Source organism: Algoriphagus alkaliphilus, from assembly GCF_900103735.1.
Classification (GTDB): domain Bacteria; phylum Bacteroidota; class Bacteroidia; order Cytophagales; family Cyclobacteriaceae; genus Algoriphagus; species Algoriphagus alkaliphilus.
Genome location: NZ_FMXE01000039.1, coordinates 26,120 through 42,685, shown reverse-complemented (window position 1 = coordinate 42,685; position 16,566 = coordinate 26,120). Strand labels below are relative to the sequence as shown.

15 protein-coding genes and 1 pseudogene are annotated in these 16,566 nt (G+C 40.6%); 7 read left to right on the top strand and 9 right to left on the bottom strand.

From position 1 onward, the window contains the following. Nucleotides 1-220 (top strand): annotated as a pseudogene (locus BLQ81_RS19445) (IS4 family transposase); the annotation flags it as partial. Nucleotides 221-764: 544 nt separating this feature from the next. Here the strand turns inward: BLQ81_RS19445 and BLQ81_RS19440 are convergent. The 5 genes from BLQ81_RS19440 to BLQ81_RS19420 form a co-directional block, all read right to left on the bottom strand. Then, a complete protein-coding gene (locus tag BLQ81_RS19440; RefSeq protein ID WP_092733935.1) occupies nucleotides 765-1,532 on the bottom strand; it encodes a hypothetical protein in 768 nt (255 codons plus the stop codon). Beyond that, nucleotides 1,532-2,518, bottom strand: a complete 987-nt coding sequence (locus BLQ81_RS19435) for a DNA cytosine methyltransferase (RefSeq protein WP_139183682.1) — start codon at nucleotides 2,516-2,518, stop codon at nucleotides 1,532-1,534. The genes BLQ81_RS19440 and BLQ81_RS19435 overlap by 1 nt, the downstream gene beginning before the upstream one ends. A gap of 441 nt (nucleotides 2,519-2,959) precedes the next feature. Then, complete coding sequence (locus BLQ81_RS19430; RefSeq protein ID WP_092733932.1) at nucleotides 2,960-5,965, bottom strand: DEAD/DEAH box helicase; 3,006 nt, start codon at nucleotides 5,963-5,965, stop codon at nucleotides 2,960-2,962. A gap of 260 nt (nucleotides 5,966-6,225) precedes the next feature. Then, the gene (locus tag BLQ81_RS19425; protein WP_092733929.1) at nucleotides 6,226-6,444 is read right to left on the bottom strand and encodes a PDDEXK family nuclease; all 219 of its coding nucleotides are present in this window, start codon (nucleotides 6,442-6,444) and stop codon (nucleotides 6,226-6,228) included. 298 nt (nucleotides 6,445-6,742) lie between these two features. Beyond that, a complete protein-coding gene (locus tag BLQ81_RS19420) occupies nucleotides 6,743-7,663 on the bottom strand; it encodes a ceramidase domain-containing protein (protein ID WP_092733926.1) in 921 nt (306 codons plus the stop codon). Between the two features lie 370 nt (nucleotides 7,664-8,033). Between BLQ81_RS19420 and BLQ81_RS19415 the strand changes: the two genes are divergently transcribed. Both BLQ81_RS19415 and BLQ81_RS19405 read left to right on the top strand, forming a co-directional pair. Next, nucleotides 8,034-8,318, top strand: coding sequence for a hypothetical protein (locus BLQ81_RS19415; protein WP_092733923.1), 285 nt, complete (start codon nucleotides 8,034-8,036; stop codon nucleotides 8,316-8,318). 510 nt (nucleotides 8,319-8,828) lie between these two features. Beyond that, nucleotides 8,829-10,505: an amidohydrolase family protein gene (locus BLQ81_RS19405; RefSeq protein WP_092733917.1), complete on the top strand. Its 1,677-nt coding sequence runs from the start codon at nucleotides 8,829-8,831 to the stop codon at nucleotides 10,503-10,505. 296 nt (nucleotides 10,506-10,801) lie between these two features. Here BLQ81_RS19405 and BLQ81_RS19400 read toward each other — a convergent pair whose 3' ends face one another. The 3 genes from BLQ81_RS19400 to BLQ81_RS19390 form a co-directional block, all read right to left on the bottom strand. Continuing rightward, nucleotides 10,802-11,251, bottom strand: a complete 450-nt coding sequence (locus tag BLQ81_RS19400; RefSeq protein WP_092733913.1) for a GNAT family N-acetyltransferase — start codon at nucleotides 11,249-11,251, stop codon at nucleotides 10,802-10,804. 7 nt (nucleotides 11,252-11,258) lie between these two features. Beyond that, on the bottom strand, nucleotides 11,259-11,759 hold the full coding sequence (locus BLQ81_RS19395; protein WP_092733910.1) for an SRPBCC family protein: 501 nt from the start codon (nucleotides 11,757-11,759) through the stop codon (nucleotides 11,259-11,261). A 312-nt stretch (nucleotides 11,760-12,071) separates the two neighbouring features. Beyond that, complete coding sequence (locus tag BLQ81_RS19390; protein ID WP_092733907.1) at nucleotides 12,072-12,824, bottom strand: SDR family NAD(P)-dependent oxidoreductase; 753 nt, start codon at nucleotides 12,822-12,824, stop codon at nucleotides 12,072-12,074. Between the two features lie 578 nt (nucleotides 12,825-13,402). On the opposite strand from BLQ81_RS19390, the gene BLQ81_RS19385 reads away from it, so the two are divergent. Together BLQ81_RS19385 and BLQ81_RS19380 are read left to right on the top strand one after the other, a co-directional pair. Further along, nucleotides 13,403-13,594 (top strand): cold-shock protein, encoded by a 192-nt coding sequence (locus tag BLQ81_RS19385; protein WP_092733904.1) that lies wholly within the window; start codon nucleotides 13,403-13,405, stop codon nucleotides 13,592-13,594. A 215-nt stretch (nucleotides 13,595-13,809) separates the two neighbouring features. Next, nucleotides 13,810-14,529: a head GIN domain-containing protein gene (locus tag BLQ81_RS19380; protein ID WP_092733901.1), complete on the top strand. Its 720-nt coding sequence runs from the start codon at nucleotides 13,810-13,812 to the stop codon at nucleotides 14,527-14,529. A gap of 176 nt (nucleotides 14,530-14,705) precedes the next feature. Here BLQ81_RS19380 and BLQ81_RS19375 read toward each other — a convergent pair whose 3' ends face one another. Then, the gene (locus BLQ81_RS19375) at nucleotides 14,706-15,065 is read right to left on the bottom strand and encodes a bleomycin resistance protein (RefSeq protein WP_092733898.1); all 360 of its coding nucleotides are present in this window, start codon (nucleotides 15,063-15,065) and stop codon (nucleotides 14,706-14,708) included. A 112-nt stretch (nucleotides 15,066-15,177) separates the two neighbouring features. On the opposite strand from BLQ81_RS19375, the gene BLQ81_RS19370 reads away from it, so the two are divergent. Further along, nucleotides 15,178-15,753, top strand: a complete 576-nt coding sequence (locus tag BLQ81_RS19370; protein WP_092733895.1) for a Crp/Fnr family transcriptional regulator — start codon at nucleotides 15,178-15,180, stop codon at nucleotides 15,751-15,753. An 84-nt stretch (nucleotides 15,754-15,837) separates the two neighbouring features. After that, on the top strand, nucleotides 15,838-16,521 hold the full coding sequence (locus tag BLQ81_RS19365; RefSeq protein WP_139183681.1) for a hypothetical protein: 684 nt from the start codon (nucleotides 15,838-15,840) through the stop codon (nucleotides 16,519-16,521). The last annotated feature ends 45 nt before the right edge of the window (nucleotides 16,522-16,566 follow it).

Sequence of the window (16,566 nt, the reverse complement as noted above, 5' to 3'; positions counted from 1 at the left end):
CCAAATCTGGACCGCTTTGATCACCATCTTACTGCTCAAGGTCATGAAAGCTACGGCTAAATTTGGGTGGCACCTGTCCAATCTGGTCGCATTTATCCGACTGAATATCTTTGTCAAAATTGAACTCCAAAAATGGCTCGACAAACCCTTTGAAAACCATGAAAAACCACCTGCAAAAAGCCTACAGGGGGTTCTGTTTCCAGATTTCTACAAAAAATAGTCTCAACAAAAGAAAAACCCATAACTTCAACAATCCCTAAGATTGTTTAGGACAGCATTGATTTAATTTCATTTTTCTTGTTCTTTTGCCTTGACGCAAAAGAACCATAAGGTCAAGATTTGCCAAAGCTCCAACCGCACGTGGCCGAACACTGGCTCGCTGGCAAATCCTCCCCGCGAGCCTATCCTGACAATATTTAGTGGAAGCAGGGCAGAGTTCAAGCGTTATCTCTCACTCAAAAATCTTTAAGGATGGCTAACCCTTTCCTTTCACAGTTCTACTCCCTCACTCAGTACTCTTCAAGTTCCTCAATGAGAAAAAGTTCCTGTTCTTCTTCAGAAAAAACGACAAATTGAAATCCACACATTAGATCCGGACATTGATGAATCTGGATTTGGCTGGTTGTATGGCTTAAGTCAGCCAATATTTCTGTTCGCAGGCCACAGGATGGACATGTTTGAGGTTGGTCGGTGGAGAGGAAATGTTTTGAACAAATCATCTTCTCCAACATCCAATCTTTCTAAACTGTTAGTCAGATTGGTTTTTATTCTAAATCCTCTCTTTTCTCAATACTGATCCATCCTTTATCGAAGCCCATTGCATCTAGAATACTCTGTTTCTCCAGAGGAACTGGCTGCCTTATCTTAATAATCAGACAATCTTTTGGCACATCTTCTATGATGGTAAACTGAGACCCATGAGGTTGCCATACAAACTTTTTGTTACCTGTACTTTTTAAAAATCCTTCCAAGTTTTTGTTCTTATTCCATCCAAACACAAACAATTCTGGATCATAACGAATTGTTTCATATTCAAAAACTGCAACTTGTGTAAGGTCTTCCGATTTGACCAAGACTACGGTTCGCAGGTTTTTGAATTTTTCTCGAATGGATGAGACTCTTTCATTCCAGATCCCTAAGACTAATCCTCCAATAACATTTGGGTCGGCAGTTGGATCAATGGTGCCACCATAGGAATAAACTGTAGAATTTCGGCCAGAAATCAATCTGACTTTTTCTAATTTCCTGAAGTCTCTAATTGAAGATTTTACAGTTTTGGCACCCCATGCCGTGTTACCCAACACTACATCATCTAGTCCGACATTTGAGGGTTTCCATTCTGCACCTATACATGAAGCAAAAATCTCTTCCCATTCTGCTCCTTCTAGCACACCTTTTCCTTTTGTAGCAAGCAAATAAATAATTTCCCTACCTAAGGAATAAGGAAATTCGGCACCGAATTGATTTAAGGGAAATGCAGGGCTAGTTTTACTTACTGTCCTTAATCTTGGAGAAAAATTTTGATCATCCATTAAGCTATATTGTATTGGATTTCCACATCCCTAAGTAAAACAGCTTCATCCAATGATAGTGCAACATATGGAAGAAGCTTTTGAAGCACAGCTTTGATCATTGAGACAGGAATTGAATTCCCTGCCTGTTTTCTAGCCTGACCATCATTTTCAATAATTTGATACCAATCAGGAAATCCCTGAAGACGAAACATTTCTCTTGGAGTTAGTCTTCTTTCCCCATTTACCAACAAATAGTTGTAGGAAGCACCAGCTCTTAAGGCACAGGAGTAAGGGTAAGAGCAGATATTCCCTGATTTATTTTCGTGCCAGATACTTGGGTTGAAGGCTGACTTGTGACTTTCTTTTCTTTTTTCCCGGATGTAGTCCGAGGCAAAATGTTTTTCCCCCACTTCTTGCTCGAGAATTTCTGTTAGCGGTCTAAATGGCTTTATTGGAGAAGGAAAAGTAAATAATATAGGATCCCTGTGTCCAACGATCACAACGCGTTCTCTTTTCTGAGGCAAGCCGAAATCCAATGCATTCAAAACTTTGTATTGAACAGTGTATCCAAGATCTTTAAGTGTCTGAAGAATTATTTTCAGGGTATTTCCTTTATCATGCCCAACTAATTGCTTTACATTTTCAAGGACAAAAGCTTTTGGTTTTTTTGCTTCAAGAATTCTAGCAATATCAAAAAACAATGTACCTCTAATATCATTCAATCCCTGCATGTTGCCAATTATACTGAATGGCTGACATGGAAAACCCGCAAATAAAATATCATGGTCTGGAACATCCATTTCATCAATTTTGGTAATGTCTCCTTTCGGTCTTTCCCCAAAATTAAGTTCATAAGAGTCCTTACAAAATTCATCTATGTCTGAAGACATGACGCAAACTGGAACCACATCAGACTCTGAGCAGGCCTCCTCAAATGCAACTCGGAACCCCCCTATTCCACAAAAGAGGTCAATGTACCTGATTCTTTCTCTACCTTCATACATAGTATCAAATTTAATGGCAAAAACTTAGTTTCAAAATCAAATTTAAAAATACCCAAAACCTGATAGAATTTCTTATTTAAATAAATTCGGAAAACCATTTGACATTAAATGTCAAGAAATTTGGCTAAAGCACCTGAAGGCATGCTGATTTCAGGAGGAACTGGCTAAAGCCGCGTTCCTATTTATGGACGGGATCAAAAGGTTAAGCAATTGGCAAAAAAAGCCCTGCAAGATGCGCATTTAGGACAGAGGGGTGCAGGGGATAGACAATACAAAATAAACAAACTCTAATTTTTTTATTCAATAAGATTTAGATTTTTTCAGTCTGGTGCATATGTGATCCAAAACATTTTTAAGACAGGACCCCACCTCCCCCTTCACCTCAAAGTCCCAAAACCTCAATACGGTCCATCCTTTGGCTTGATAGAAATCATTCACTTCTTAAGTAAGAACAATAGGATCATATCCATCAAACAATGATTTTTGGTACACACCTCCTTTGATCTTATTCATCAATTCCCGGATGAATTCGTAATGTTTGACGTAGGGATTAGGAATGGTAATTAAGTTGATTCCTTTGGATCGGAGCAGTTCCATTTTTATTTTATCCGATTCAATCCGCTTTCTGTTTCTGTAGTGTTCTGTGCCGTTGATTTCAAAGACAACCTTTGGTACCCGACCCTGATAAATCACTCCATCAAATTCCTTCTTGTTGACCGCTTGATTATCGATTTCTTCCGGCAAGACATCCAAAACTTTCACATTTCTTTCAAATCGGCTACCCTGGACGGAGCAATAGTGGCTCATCGTTTTATAGAATTCATCTTCAAATTTTGAGTCATTCGAAAACCCGATGGTAAACCTGTTTGCCGTGCTTTGTGGTATCTGGATGGTGCCATTTTTTTGAACATAGTCAACCAACGCATATAGATCATCATCTTTTCTCGACAGTATATCTATAGCTCTTTTGTCCGCAACCACAATCAAATTTTCCTGGGCCCTTGTGACTCCGACATTGATTAGCTGGCTGTTGTTCTTTATCCAGTCGTAGGTTTTGGGAGAAGTATTTCTTGATAGGGAGGTGGATATGATGATGGTTCTGTTCTCCTGCCCTTGAATTTTGTGAATCGTACCACAACTTACCGAATTGTCTATTTCATTATTGGCTTTTGCCCTTCCCAGGTAATGATTCAAAACTGCTTCTTGGTTGCGGAAGGGGGTGATGATGAAAACATCCTTTAATTGATGGTCTGCAATGTATTTTACGATCTCTGCTGCTTCATCAATTGAGGCATTTCTATTCTGTTGATTTACATTATTCACATCAATCAGCTTCAGCTCCCCTTTAGTTTTAATCTTCGAAAGGTTCAGCTTGTTTTCATAGAACCGCATGTTTGAATAGTTGATAATCTTTTCTCCACAGCGATAATGATAGCTCAGCAAAATATCCCTGGAAATATTATCTATCCTCTTGTATAGTGACAGGATAGAATTATTGTGATAATCATAGGTACTGTCCATACCGAACATCCGCATCAGTTGATGGCCAGTACTCTCTTCAAAAACGACGATTGGCTTCAGCTGGTTTGTGTCGCCAATAAGAACCATGTTTTGGCACTTTGAAATAGGAATCAAGCTTGTGGAAATATCGCATTGACCCGCTTCATCTATTACGAGTAAATCAAACTTAAATTTCCGTCCAAGCTTGCGGCTCGATATATTGGTAGTCAGGATAATGGGAAATACTTTGGTAAGCTTTTCCAAGTTCTCATCAATGGCAAGCCATTTATTGAATTCTCTTATTTGTTTTTCGGATTCTTCAATGTCAAGTATTCCTATTAGATCAGCATATTCCTTTGACCTGAGACGCTTTACATACTTCAAGGATTCGAAGTAGAAAAACTGCAAAAGCTGGTGATTATCTTTAATAACTTCATATAAATCGTCCAGATCATCATTGCTGGTCTCCGGTATCTGGCTCAGTTTCTCTTCAATGGCAAGTTTTTCCTTTTCCAGCAAATGATTCCCGGCTTTTGACAGCAGACTGCTTACAAACTCGAGATTTTGCGACTGTTCAATTCTAGTCTCATGATTTTGAATTTTCTCAAGCAATTTTCGGTTTTTCTCTTTTGACGTTTCTTTGAGATTATACAGCAGTTTTTCCTTTGGCACATCATTGGTTTCAAAAGCATACCATTCCTTAATTGCCTTGATGGCATGTGTTACGCACTCATTGTTTCCAAGCCGAAGTACAGGAAGCATTATTTCTTTGTTTCGGTATTTGCCCAAGTATAACTTGTCTTTAATCCCGTCAATGGGCACATTGTTGTTTGACGAGATCAATAGCGTTTTGCCATTCGTAAGGCAATTGACAATGATATTTAAAATAGTTTGGGTTTTACCCGTTCCCGGTGGTCCCTGCACATAGGTGATGGGGTATTTCAGTGCATTATATATGGTTTGAATCTGATCAATATTTATGTTCTGATCGTACAGCACGATGTGCGGCTCCTTTCGGTTTTTCCTATCCAGCAATGACAGTTTTTGAAAGAAGGCTTTAAGCGGAACTTCCATTTCATCCTTCTTATATTCTGCATGGATGTTGTCATAAATCCCAGCTATATCTATCTGCGCATATCCCAGAACAATAAGTTCCGGCCTTGTATTGATCAATTCGCCGGTTTTGAAATTGCCCTTCAATAATTCAATGGCTTCCGACTGATCCTTGGTGTAAACTGCTTCAAAATCAGTAGGATTTAAATCAGTGTAATAAGCCAAGGAGTGCTTGACATCTTTGATATAGAAATTCGAATTGAACTGTGTTTTGCTACCCACATGTAATTTTTTGTTTACTGGATCAAGGGTGAGCTTTCTGTAGGCAATCACAAATTTGCCTTTAGAGGGTAAATCAATTGAAAATTCACTGATCGCAAGCTCGTATTCATAATACTTGCGGTAATCGTTATTATAGATCTCTTTTATGATCTGTTTCAGCTGTTGGTCCTTTAAGGAATATGGATTTTCCTTTGCCAATTCTGCCAAATCCACTCCATGGATTAAATGAGATTTGTGCAAGAAGGGATCTTTATTGGCTTTGTAGCATTCCAGATAGTAATTCAATATGTTGTTATCATACGGATCAAATTCATAGACCTGTAAACTTTCATCCTCATCCAGCTTTTTGATCAGTTTCTCTGAAGATTCACTATGGGAGAATTTTAGGATTTCAGCACTCTGGATCGATGAAATAAATATTTTTTTGCCTAGGAGTGGTTCATCCTTTGTCACATTAAACATGTTTACCCACAGTTCATCTTTTGCGCTTATATCAAGGATGCTGATCCAAAAAGGTGTAATCTCCCCTTCCTTGTTTTTGTAGGTAATGTTCAGAAATTTCCCTTCCCGGATGGCTTTACCAATAAGTGAAGTGATTTTTTTGTCAATCATTTCGCGGGAAATTTAAATTTCATGGACTTGAAAGCTCATCTCGTTAAAACGTTGATCAGTATATACCCCTTCAAAATATTTGTTTTTTGAAACATCTATAAAGAGTAAAATTTGACAAATTAGATTAGGCTTACGCTATTTGTAAATCCTTTTTAGAAAAAGTTAAACTTAGAACTAATCATCTAAATATCCAACACCTACTAAAAATCTACCCTTTTTGCTTAGTAATTGGTATTACTTTCAAGATCCGGTTGCAAATTTCATTTGATATTGGCGATCCAGAATTTCCGGTTGGATTTGATAGCAAGTTTACTGTTTTCCCAATCGTAGCCATGCCAGAAAGCACTGTATACAAAGATGACCAGCTTGTATTTTTTCAGGCTATTTTCAGGTTTGCCTAGAAGTGGTTTTTCAGGGGATTTATATCGGACTCCAGTCTGCCATAGAGCCTTTTTGAGAAGCAGTTCAGGCCAATACAACCTTTCCCAATTATTATTGGTGGGATAATCAAATCATGTTGGCAGTTCCAAAGGAAGATTGGGACTTAGAAAAAATAACAGTAAGCATCATTCGTAACTACCTAAATTGATTTTTAAATTCTTTAGACACAAGATATCATCCTTCTTCAATGTTTCCCCTAGGACCACGAACCCAATCACCAATGGCATGAACTTGAGTCTTGGGTTTGACAGATGAAGAACCCACTGATCCGCATGATGCTCTCACTTTTTTAAATGAAATCAATAAAGGCACCGCGCTAAAGGACTTAGAACAATCTTAATCACTATTCTTTTGATCCTCCCTCTCCTCCGACCGAAAGTATAAAAACAAGGACACATACATCAAACAGGTAATCAGGTGCCAGACCGCATGACCCTGTAGCAGGGAATCCGGCCCGGAAAACTCACCGGCGATGTCCAGATCCCGGGTTCGGGAACCCAGCACGATCGCCACCACTCCTCCCAAAAACCAGCGAATTTGAAGGTATTTGCCCGGAGTGATCGCACTGACTCCCGCAAAGAGAATCAGCACCCCGCTGAGATAGCCCGAGATCTTAGCAAAAGAATAGTCCCATTTGTAATAGGTAAAATACAGGGAACCATAAATCACAAAAAACGCCAATACAGGCCAGGTAGGGATAATTTGATGGGTTTTAAGTACACGAATTTGCGGCAGCCAACTCCCAAGGGCGAGAGCAACCAGGCAAATCAGCGTGGCATACATCGCCCCTACGTCGCACTGCTGGCCATTTCGTGTCAGGGAAGCATGAAAAAAGCCGCTTCCCAATCCCAAGTAAATCCCTGACAGTCCAAAAAGAAAGGTTTGCACAGGTACAAAAGTGAGGTATCCTCGCGTTAGGGGCAGTTTTCGCTTCCAATCGTAGATGGCCAGAGCAATGGCATAAAAACCAAAACAGATGTAAACCAGGTTGGACCAGGTATTCATCCGGGTGCGAAAGACGCTGTCGGGATACATGCGCTCTGCATACTCGGGATGGAGAAATTCATCCGCCGGCACCCAATCGGCCCATACGGGTACCTCCCTGAATACAGCAAATACCAGAAGAGAAAGCAGAAAAACCAGTGCCGTACCACCAAGTCCAATCCCATGTACCCAGCGAGGCAAGTGATCCAATTTCAGGCGTTCGGCCATCTTGAGTTGAAGACGCTTTTCTATCGGGTCTGGCGAATCAGGCATGGATTGATGGAGTCAGTTGAATAAAAGTTGAGGATTGAAATTAGTTTATCTGTATATCCGCATTCCTACCAGTAGCCAAATAAATTAAGTTTTGAAGTTCCAAAAAACGAGCCGTGGACAGTTGACTGTCGTCTGTGGACGATTATCCGCAACTTCTAAAGCATATTTCTTAATTACTGGCAGGATTGCGGATAATCAAATTAGTTTATTATTCTTCGCAATCGTGTCCAAAAATTAAAAATATACTTTGGAGTGATGCATAATTATCCGCTGGCAAGGGTCCATTTTCCAAGGTAAATTTTGCTGAACATCCGTCTCATGTTAAGACCGATTTCTTTTGTACTTTCCAATCCTAAGAATAATCAACAGCATGATCGATTTAATTCAATCCTATCTCCCGGACGGAACCAGTTCAAACTCCAAATCCAGAGGCTTTATTCCTGTGTCCGGAACTCCCGTGGAAATGCCCTTTACCTTTATCCATGGTACCAATCCCGGTAAGGCATTTCTCTTGACCGCCGGAGTTCATGACGGGGAAAGGGCAAAAACTGGGAGAAATCCGGGATTATTTTGGAGTAATGCAAGCGGAGTATTTCAGCGATTCGGAAGGGATAGTTTTGTATTTGGTCACTTCTTTGGCCATTATGACCAATGATCCGCTTTGTGCGGTTGGGGTGACTGGGGGAAAGAGGTTGGGTTGCTCTATCAAGGAATTGAGAATTGTTAAATTGATAGATTCTCGGAGGAACGGGCTAAAGCCGCATTCCTATTGATGGCGGAGTGTTATAGTCAGAATTGGATTTTAATTCAAGCATTTCTCCGCCATCAATATCCTCCTGCTTCAGCAGGAGGTATAAAAAAGCAGGCAGATGTTTTTCGGCTTTAGCCCAAACTTCAGATCCTTTCTTTTAAGAAGATTTCCGATTTCAAAAAAATCCCTAAATTCGTATGCGTTGATTTTTAGCGCATTAGATCCTTTTGTTGCACATTTTTATTTGCAGTCCATGCATCGATTCAAAAACTTTTTCCAAAGGAAAATACGATCCGCTCTGACGGACACTGTCCGGGTCCAAAAGCTTGAAACGGACGCAATCCGCAAAAAGAGAACTGTAAAAACTTCCATTCCAACGATCTCCTCTACCCTTTTTCTCTAAATCATTTTACCATGACCCACTTCTTTGATTCACACCTGCATCTGACTTTAAAAAATCAGTTTTCAAAAAAAGGAAACTCCACCAGCCCCTGGAAAGCCATTACCAAAGAAGACCTGAAAGATGGACTTCCCGAATTGTTGAAGATCTTTGCTTTGGGACTGATCGACAAGATGTTTAGCTCCCAGTCCTCGCCTGACCTCCTTATCCAATCCAACTACAAGTTGGTCGTGATGCCGCTATTTGCTCCGGACATTGACTTGGTCAAATCCCTGAGCAGCAAAAAGGTATTTATGAAGCTTTTGGATAAATACCGAAACACACGATTTGGAACGGTGTTGAGCATAGACCGCTACCAAGACCTGCTCAAAGAGAAAAATGCCTTTTCTATTGTGGAAAATGACCTGGCATTATTGCCGGAAAATGATCCTTACCAGCCGGGACGTAAAGTTGTTTTTCTCACTGCTAAAAGCCAATGGAACGAGGCAACCGCCAATACCCTTTATGTGGTCTGTTCGGTCGAAGGAATTCATTCTTTGCGTAGCAATCTGGGAGAGAAAAATGGCGCGGTGATTTTGGAGGATATCCGCAGAAACCTCAAAAAACTCCAAAATAGAAACATCAAAGTACTGATGGCCAACCTAACCCATATTGACGGAATGAACAGCGCATTTTGCAATCAGGCCTACGCCATGGACGGCATGCGCGTGAGCAATTTTGATGAAAAAGATCTGAGGCCAATTCATAGCGGACTGACAGATTTCGGAAATAAGTTAGTTACGCTGCTGGAAGAGCAGGAAATCTGCACAGACATAAAGCACATGAGTCCGCAAGCCAGATTTCAGCTTTACAAATACAGGGCCGCACATAGTATAACGAGTCCGCTCGTTTCATCCCATTCGGGTCTTTGCGGAATCCGATTCCAATCCGATTCCGAAAGTTTCAGCGATTACATCTACTCCTCCCGAAAGGAGGGAGATTGCTATCGGGTGAAGGTGGGTAAACCTGCCAAATACAAATTCAACAATTTCCCCTCCCCGGGATTCAATGCTACCACAATCAATTTGTTTGATGAAGACATCAAAGCCATCTATGATTCCGATGGACTTTTGGGGATTTCATTGGATGAGCGGGTTTTGGGCTACACCAAGGCCTGGAGATTAAATCAGGACTCCTTTTCAGATAATGTGGGATCAATCACCCTCAGAGGAATGGGTACAAAAAAAATCCTGACAGATACAGACTTCCTCTCCAACGAAGAAAACAAAGCCTTGGGCTTGTTTAACTCTACCAAAGGAAAGCTCCTTTACAAGTGTGCCGATGCGAAAGAATTGACGGATTTAATAACCGGGAATTCCACGGATATCGCTCCGCACCAGTTCCACCATTTCCTTAACCAAATTCTTCACTGTGTAAAGTTGGGCAAAGACTGGGACGGAGTAGCCGGAGTGGAAAAGATGCTGACAAAGATCCTGTGTATTGGATCTGATTTTGACGGTTTGATCGAGGCCATCGATTGGTGTACAAGCTGCGAGAAGATCGATTTTCTGAAGAAAAAGTTTGTAAAGGAATTCGAAAAAACCATCATCACAAATGGCTTATTTCTTCCACAGAACTGGCCTATTGATCGGATAGCAAATCGGATATTCTATGAAAACGGAAGGGATTTTGTGTTGAGTAGGCTGAAATAATTATGCAATCTTCAGACTGCTAAAAAAAAAAAATAACCACAGAGGGCGGGAGAAAATTGAGATTGGCATTAGAAATCTGTATCCATCCGTGATTTTTTCTGTTATCAACTTGCCTGACGGAAGTCAGGTCTGTGGGAAATATTCTGCGAAAATCAGCGTCCTTTTCTGCGAAAACCTGCCTGGGTAGGCAGGTTCGTGGTAAAAAAACTTTTATGCTCCTTCGTGTCCTTAGTGGCTAAAAAAAACTCCGTGGTGAAAAAATCTTTTGGTTCCTTTTAAGTAAAAAACTCGCCGCATTAGTTTTTTCTGACCATCTCGATGTGTTCAATTCCATCCTCATCATAGGTATCTCCCTCAGCCACGAAACCCAAGGAAGAATAAAATCCAAGCGCGTAGGTTTGTGCACCGAGACGGATGGCTCCGGGACCAAATAGCTGACGGCAATAGTCAATAGATAATTCCATAAGCACTTTGCCCAGTCCTTTACCTCTGACAGATGGCGCAGTAACGACTCTTCCAATTGCCATTTCCTTGTAGAAAACACCGGCAGGAACTAGCCTACTATACCCTACCAGAACTCCATCTGAATAGAGCATCACATGATGACATTTCTGATCCTTATCGTCCATGTCCTGAAACACACAATTCTGCTCTACCACAAATACCTCAGACCTCAGCTTTAACAATTCGTAAAGCTCGTTTAATGTGAGTTCTTGAAAAGCTTTAACTCGATGCGTTAGAATCATGGAATGATTAGTTGATGTATTGGGCCAGCAAGCTATGAAAATGATGCACTCCTTTTTCCATTTGGGGAGAAAATCGACCTGTCTGGTATATCCTTGAATTCATTCCTTTGAACACTCCCTCAACCACAAACTCGTCCTCCCGCTCGACCTTGTCCAAGGCTGCACCAGCACCGGTATCCAGTTTACTTTCATCATTGACATAGGTGATAAAGCTGACTTTCGTTCGGTTGAGTGCGATGGGTTTCACTATATTGATCGAACAACCCCAAGGGTAAAAATTAAACATCATATTTGGGAATATCCAAAAAAAATAAGCGCTGATCTGCTTGCCGTAATCTTCATGTTCGGGGGGAAGATCAAATACATGCTCGCCTCCGGAGGAATGTCCAATTTGCAAATTGGCATTTGGATAGAGTACCGTTTCATATTGGGAATAATCCAGTACCGCATTTAGGCTTTCGTGAACAAAAGGAATGTGAAATCCCTCCAGGTAATTGTCAAAATACACGAAGCCTGGGTTTGATCACGGTAATATCCCCCTTAGCCGGGGGAATGATAGGCTCGGGGATTTTCACACTTCCGTCAACACTGGCAAAATTTGGAGGAATTAGCCGAGGCAATTTCCTGATCGGCCAGCCTTGCTTGATTCATCGCTAATTCCTCCGTCAGTGTGATCACACTTTGGAACTGTTCGTCGTAGCGTTTGATTCGGTCGGAATAAAGTTATGTGAGCTATCTAAAAAATGTAAAACTGAAAAATCCGTCCTTATCAAAGGAACACCTTCGGGGTTTCTAAAATCGCGAAGGTGTTTTTGGATTTTTACTGCGCTAAATAACCTCCATCCACCGGATAATAAGATCCTGTCACAAAGGAAGATTTAGGAGATGCTAGCCAGAGAATCAGTTCTGCAACTTCTTCTGAAGTCCCCAAGCGTCCGATAGGATGCAGCATCTCAACCTGCTTCAGGGTCACCTCATCCAATGCATTGGTCAAAAGTGGGGTCAAAATATACCCGGGACCGATCGAGTTTACCCGGATGTTTTTTGGGGCATATTCGAGTGCCGTAGCCTTAGTCAGTCCCACCACGCCATGCTTGGCAGCCACATAAGCAGGAGAGAAACGCGTGCCTGCCATTCCCAGAATCGAGGCGATATTTACGATCACTCCTCCTCCGTTTTTCTCCAGTGCGGGAATTTGAAAATGCATCCCATAGAATACCCCGCTAAGGTTAATATCGATGACTTTTTGCCATCCATCCAGGGGATAATCTGCAGTCATTCCCAATGGACCACCGATTCCGGCATTATTCACTGCAATATCCAATTTACCAAAATGCTTAATTGCAGCTGTTACCAGGGCTTCATTTTCAGCCGGTATGGAGGTGTCTGCTTTTAAAAAAACAGCTTCCCCTCCGCTTACCTTAATTTCACTAACAAGGGCTTTTCCAAGTTCTTCCTGAATGTCGGAGACGACTACTTTGGCACCTTCTTTTGCAAAAAGGATAGCGGCGGCTTTGCCAATTCCTGATGCTGCTCCTGTGATAATAGCGACTTTGTTTTCAAGTGTTCTCATAGTATTTGGTGGAATTAGAAAGTTGAAAAGGAAATCAGAAATCCGTCATTCCTCTCCTTTGCTAACGCAAAAATGAAATTAAAAGCCTTGAATTTGACCGATTTTAAGCCATTTATGACTAAAGTCATTTTTTCCAATCCTAAGATTCAGGAATTGGGTATAGACAAAAACTCTTCCGCTAAATCTTTGAATGCAGAAGGGATAATTACGCAAAACAAAAAATGACATCCCGGGAGATTTCCTTATGCTCAAAGCTAGCCAACACTATTCACTGAGAGAATTGAAATATACTTTCAGCTACGAAATTTAAATCAATTCTTATTTTTTTTAAGTCTAAAACCGAAATTAAAGAAAGTGAGTATCGGTTTTCACACCCGAATTGAACAACTTCATCCCTTTTCAGGGTCTTTTTATAGGCGATTTATTGGGAGGTTGTAGTCCATTGAGCCCAAAAACAGACTTTTTTAACTTTTTTGTTAACTTTTTAAAAGAAAAATCACTGAAAATCAAATTTTTACTTTTAATCCAGTTAGTTTTGAATCGGCAAAGTAGCCATATCAACATATTAAATTTTCCAAATGAATACCGGAACAGTAAAATTCTTCAACGAAACCAAGGGATTTGGTTTCATCGTTGACAATGCCTCAGGAGAGGAAATTTTTGTACACGTAAGTGGTCTTATAGACACTATCCGCGAAGGCGACAAAGTTACCTTTGACACAGAGCGAGGCAAAAAAGGAATGAATGCAATTAATGTAAAGGTCGCTTAAGCGATTCTGTTTTTTTGTATCATCAAATTCCCGTTCGGATCTAATCTGAACGGGAATTTTCTTTTTTATCCAAACCACATTTTTTACTGCTCATTCTAGGCAGTTTTTTTCGAAATAAATCACTGAGATCAAGTATTCGGCTTTTGCATAGAAGATCGCTAAATTCGAGTCAGAGAATCCCGGTTACTATTTAATATAATCCAATCCCACAAGCTATGAAAACCAACTTATCCATTATTCTACTCCTATTGGCAGTAAGCTTCCAATCCTGCACCGGCAATTTCAACAGCAAATCTGAAAATCATGTCAGTGATGAGCGGGAAATCGAGGGTGCATCCAAATTAAAGGTTAGCGGTATCTTCAATCTTTACCTTTCTCAAGGCGATAAACCGGCACTTAGGATTGAAGGTGATGAAGCTTTGGTGCAAAAATTAAAAGTGAATCGAAATGGCGACTGGTTGGAATTGGACTTTGAAAAAGTAAATGAGAAGTTTTTCAACAAAAACTCATCCCTCGATGTCTATTTGACCTTGGGCGATCTGGAGAATTTTGCTTTCGAAGGTGTGGGCAACATAAAAACCGAGACCCCATTTATTGTAAATGACATTAAAATCAAAGGAGATGGCATGGGCAATCTTAAACTTGAGCTGATTGCCAAAAAAATTGACGCTGACTTTGCCATGTTGGGAAACATCAACTTGAAGGGAAAAACTGATGAGATAAATCTAACCAATGACGGGATGGGCAATGTGGACGCATCAGATTTGATTGCACAGACTATGACCCTCAAAACCTCCGGAATCGGCCGAGTGGCAGTTCATTGTGAAGGTGACCTCTCCCTGATTGTGGATGGAATCGGGGCGGTCAGCTATACCGGCAATCCCAACGTGATCAAGGAAGAAATCAATGGTATCGGCAAGGTGACCAGAAACTAAACTCATTTTTCTTTTTTTGAATCTAAATTTAGTCTTTAGGAAAACAAGTACTTTCGGTTGATTTCCAGATCACTTTCCAATTGGTAATTTCATCACTTTCAATTCCTTGAGAACCTAGGAAACCAAGATTATCTCCGGAGCAATCATTGATCAGGTTTGGTGAAGTTTATTATTCTTTAAATCAATTGACCAAAAGTCAGTAAGGTATGATTGGGATCTAAAATTGCAAATTCTTTAACACCCCAGAGTTTCACCTCCAATTTTCCGTTTGGATGCATCATCGCTCCTGATCTTTCTAAATCTTGGTAGAGCTGTTCGATCCCCTCAGCCACACGAATGTAAATCATCGAATAATTGTTGAGCGGATCCAACTCTTTAAATTCAAAAAAGTGTAGCTCCGTAGTTCCGCTTTTCATGATCAAATATTCAGGATAGCGACTGATAAGGGTAAAACCCAAAGCATTTTCAAAGTAAGATTGAGTTTCTTCTAAATTGATGGCTGGAAGCCGTGGAATTACCTGGAGATTGGCTAGCATGGTGTTAAGTCTTGCTTAAATTTAAGAAGATTTGATAGCAAATGACCACTTCTAGTTGCAATCCCATTTACAGGATTTAACTTCAGCTGTTGAATAAACCCAAAAAATTGAAATGACTCCCCACGAGCAGCTTTTGAGCTATTTTCAATCTAAAACTCACCTGTCACCCGAGGAATTTTCCGAGTTTAAGGATTTCTTTGTTTTAAAAAAAGTCAAGCGAAACGAATTGCTCCTACGGGAAGGAGAAGTGTGCACCTTTAATCTCTTTGTGCTTAGTGGATTATTGCGGATGTACCATATAGGACCGGAAGGCCAGGAATTTACCCGATATTTTGCGTTTGAAAATAAATTTGGGACGAGTCTAACTAGCCTAATTGAAGGTATGCCCTCCATCGAAAACATCCAAGCTGTCGAAAAATCCGAAGTGCTGAAAATCTCCAAAGTTGACTTTTTTAAACTTGTTGAGACAGTCCCGTCAGTCAATTTGATCTACAAAAACATACTGGAACAAGCTTACATCACCTCACAAAAGCGGATTTATGATTTTCAGGGAAAAACAGCCCTGGAAAGACTAAAATGGCTACTCTCCCATCAGCCCGGAATCCTGAACCGAATTCCAAGCAGGCTTGTGGCCTCATACCTCGGCATTACTTCCTACACCCTCAGCAGAATCAAAGCCGAACTTTGAGCTAAAACACTTCAAGGTATTGCTGTAGGGCAAGAGTCAGTAAATCTACTGGGTCTAACTTTGGACTTGAAAAAATTCAAAATCATGATCGATCTTCAAAAAAACCAAGTTTTATCCGCCTCAATTGTTCTTATTTCTTTTTTAATGATGTTTTTGGGGACAGCAAAAGCACAAACTAAACCCATGTCGCCTCCAATACCTCTGGAATTTTTCTTCGGGCAGGAGCATCTCAACTTTCAGTTGATCGTCAAAAAGAAGTTTACCCCTACCAGTAAGTTTGACCTGCTTGCTATTTCGGTTTTCTCCGAAAATTGGGACAAAAACAACAAAATGGGAAACTCCGTGGTCATTCCGTTTCAGATTAACTACAATATCGGTAAAAAGGGTTTTGCCTTAGCAGCCGGTGGTGAAGGGAATTCTGTTGTTGGTTTTAGCCCATTAGTTGGGATGGGGCATAGCTTTGCCAATCGGGAAATTTTAGCCATCACAGTACTCAACTATTTGATCAATGAAGCACAGGATTTAAAACTTTTCGGTCTATATGAATACAAGCCACCAATCAACGAGACTTGGTCTTGGTATAGCCGCCTACAGTTTGTCTACAATCAAAGCTTGGCGGAGAATAGTCACAACCGGAGTTTTCTTTACCTAAGAGCAGGAGTAAAAAAGGGATCATTGGGATTTGGCCTCGGAGCCAATTGGGATCAATTTGGTCCAAACCGGATTACAAAAGAAAATTTCGGGGTCTATACGCGGTGGGAGTTCTAAGGCTTCACGGACTTAATCAAGGATAGAATTGCTCTGGAATCCGTT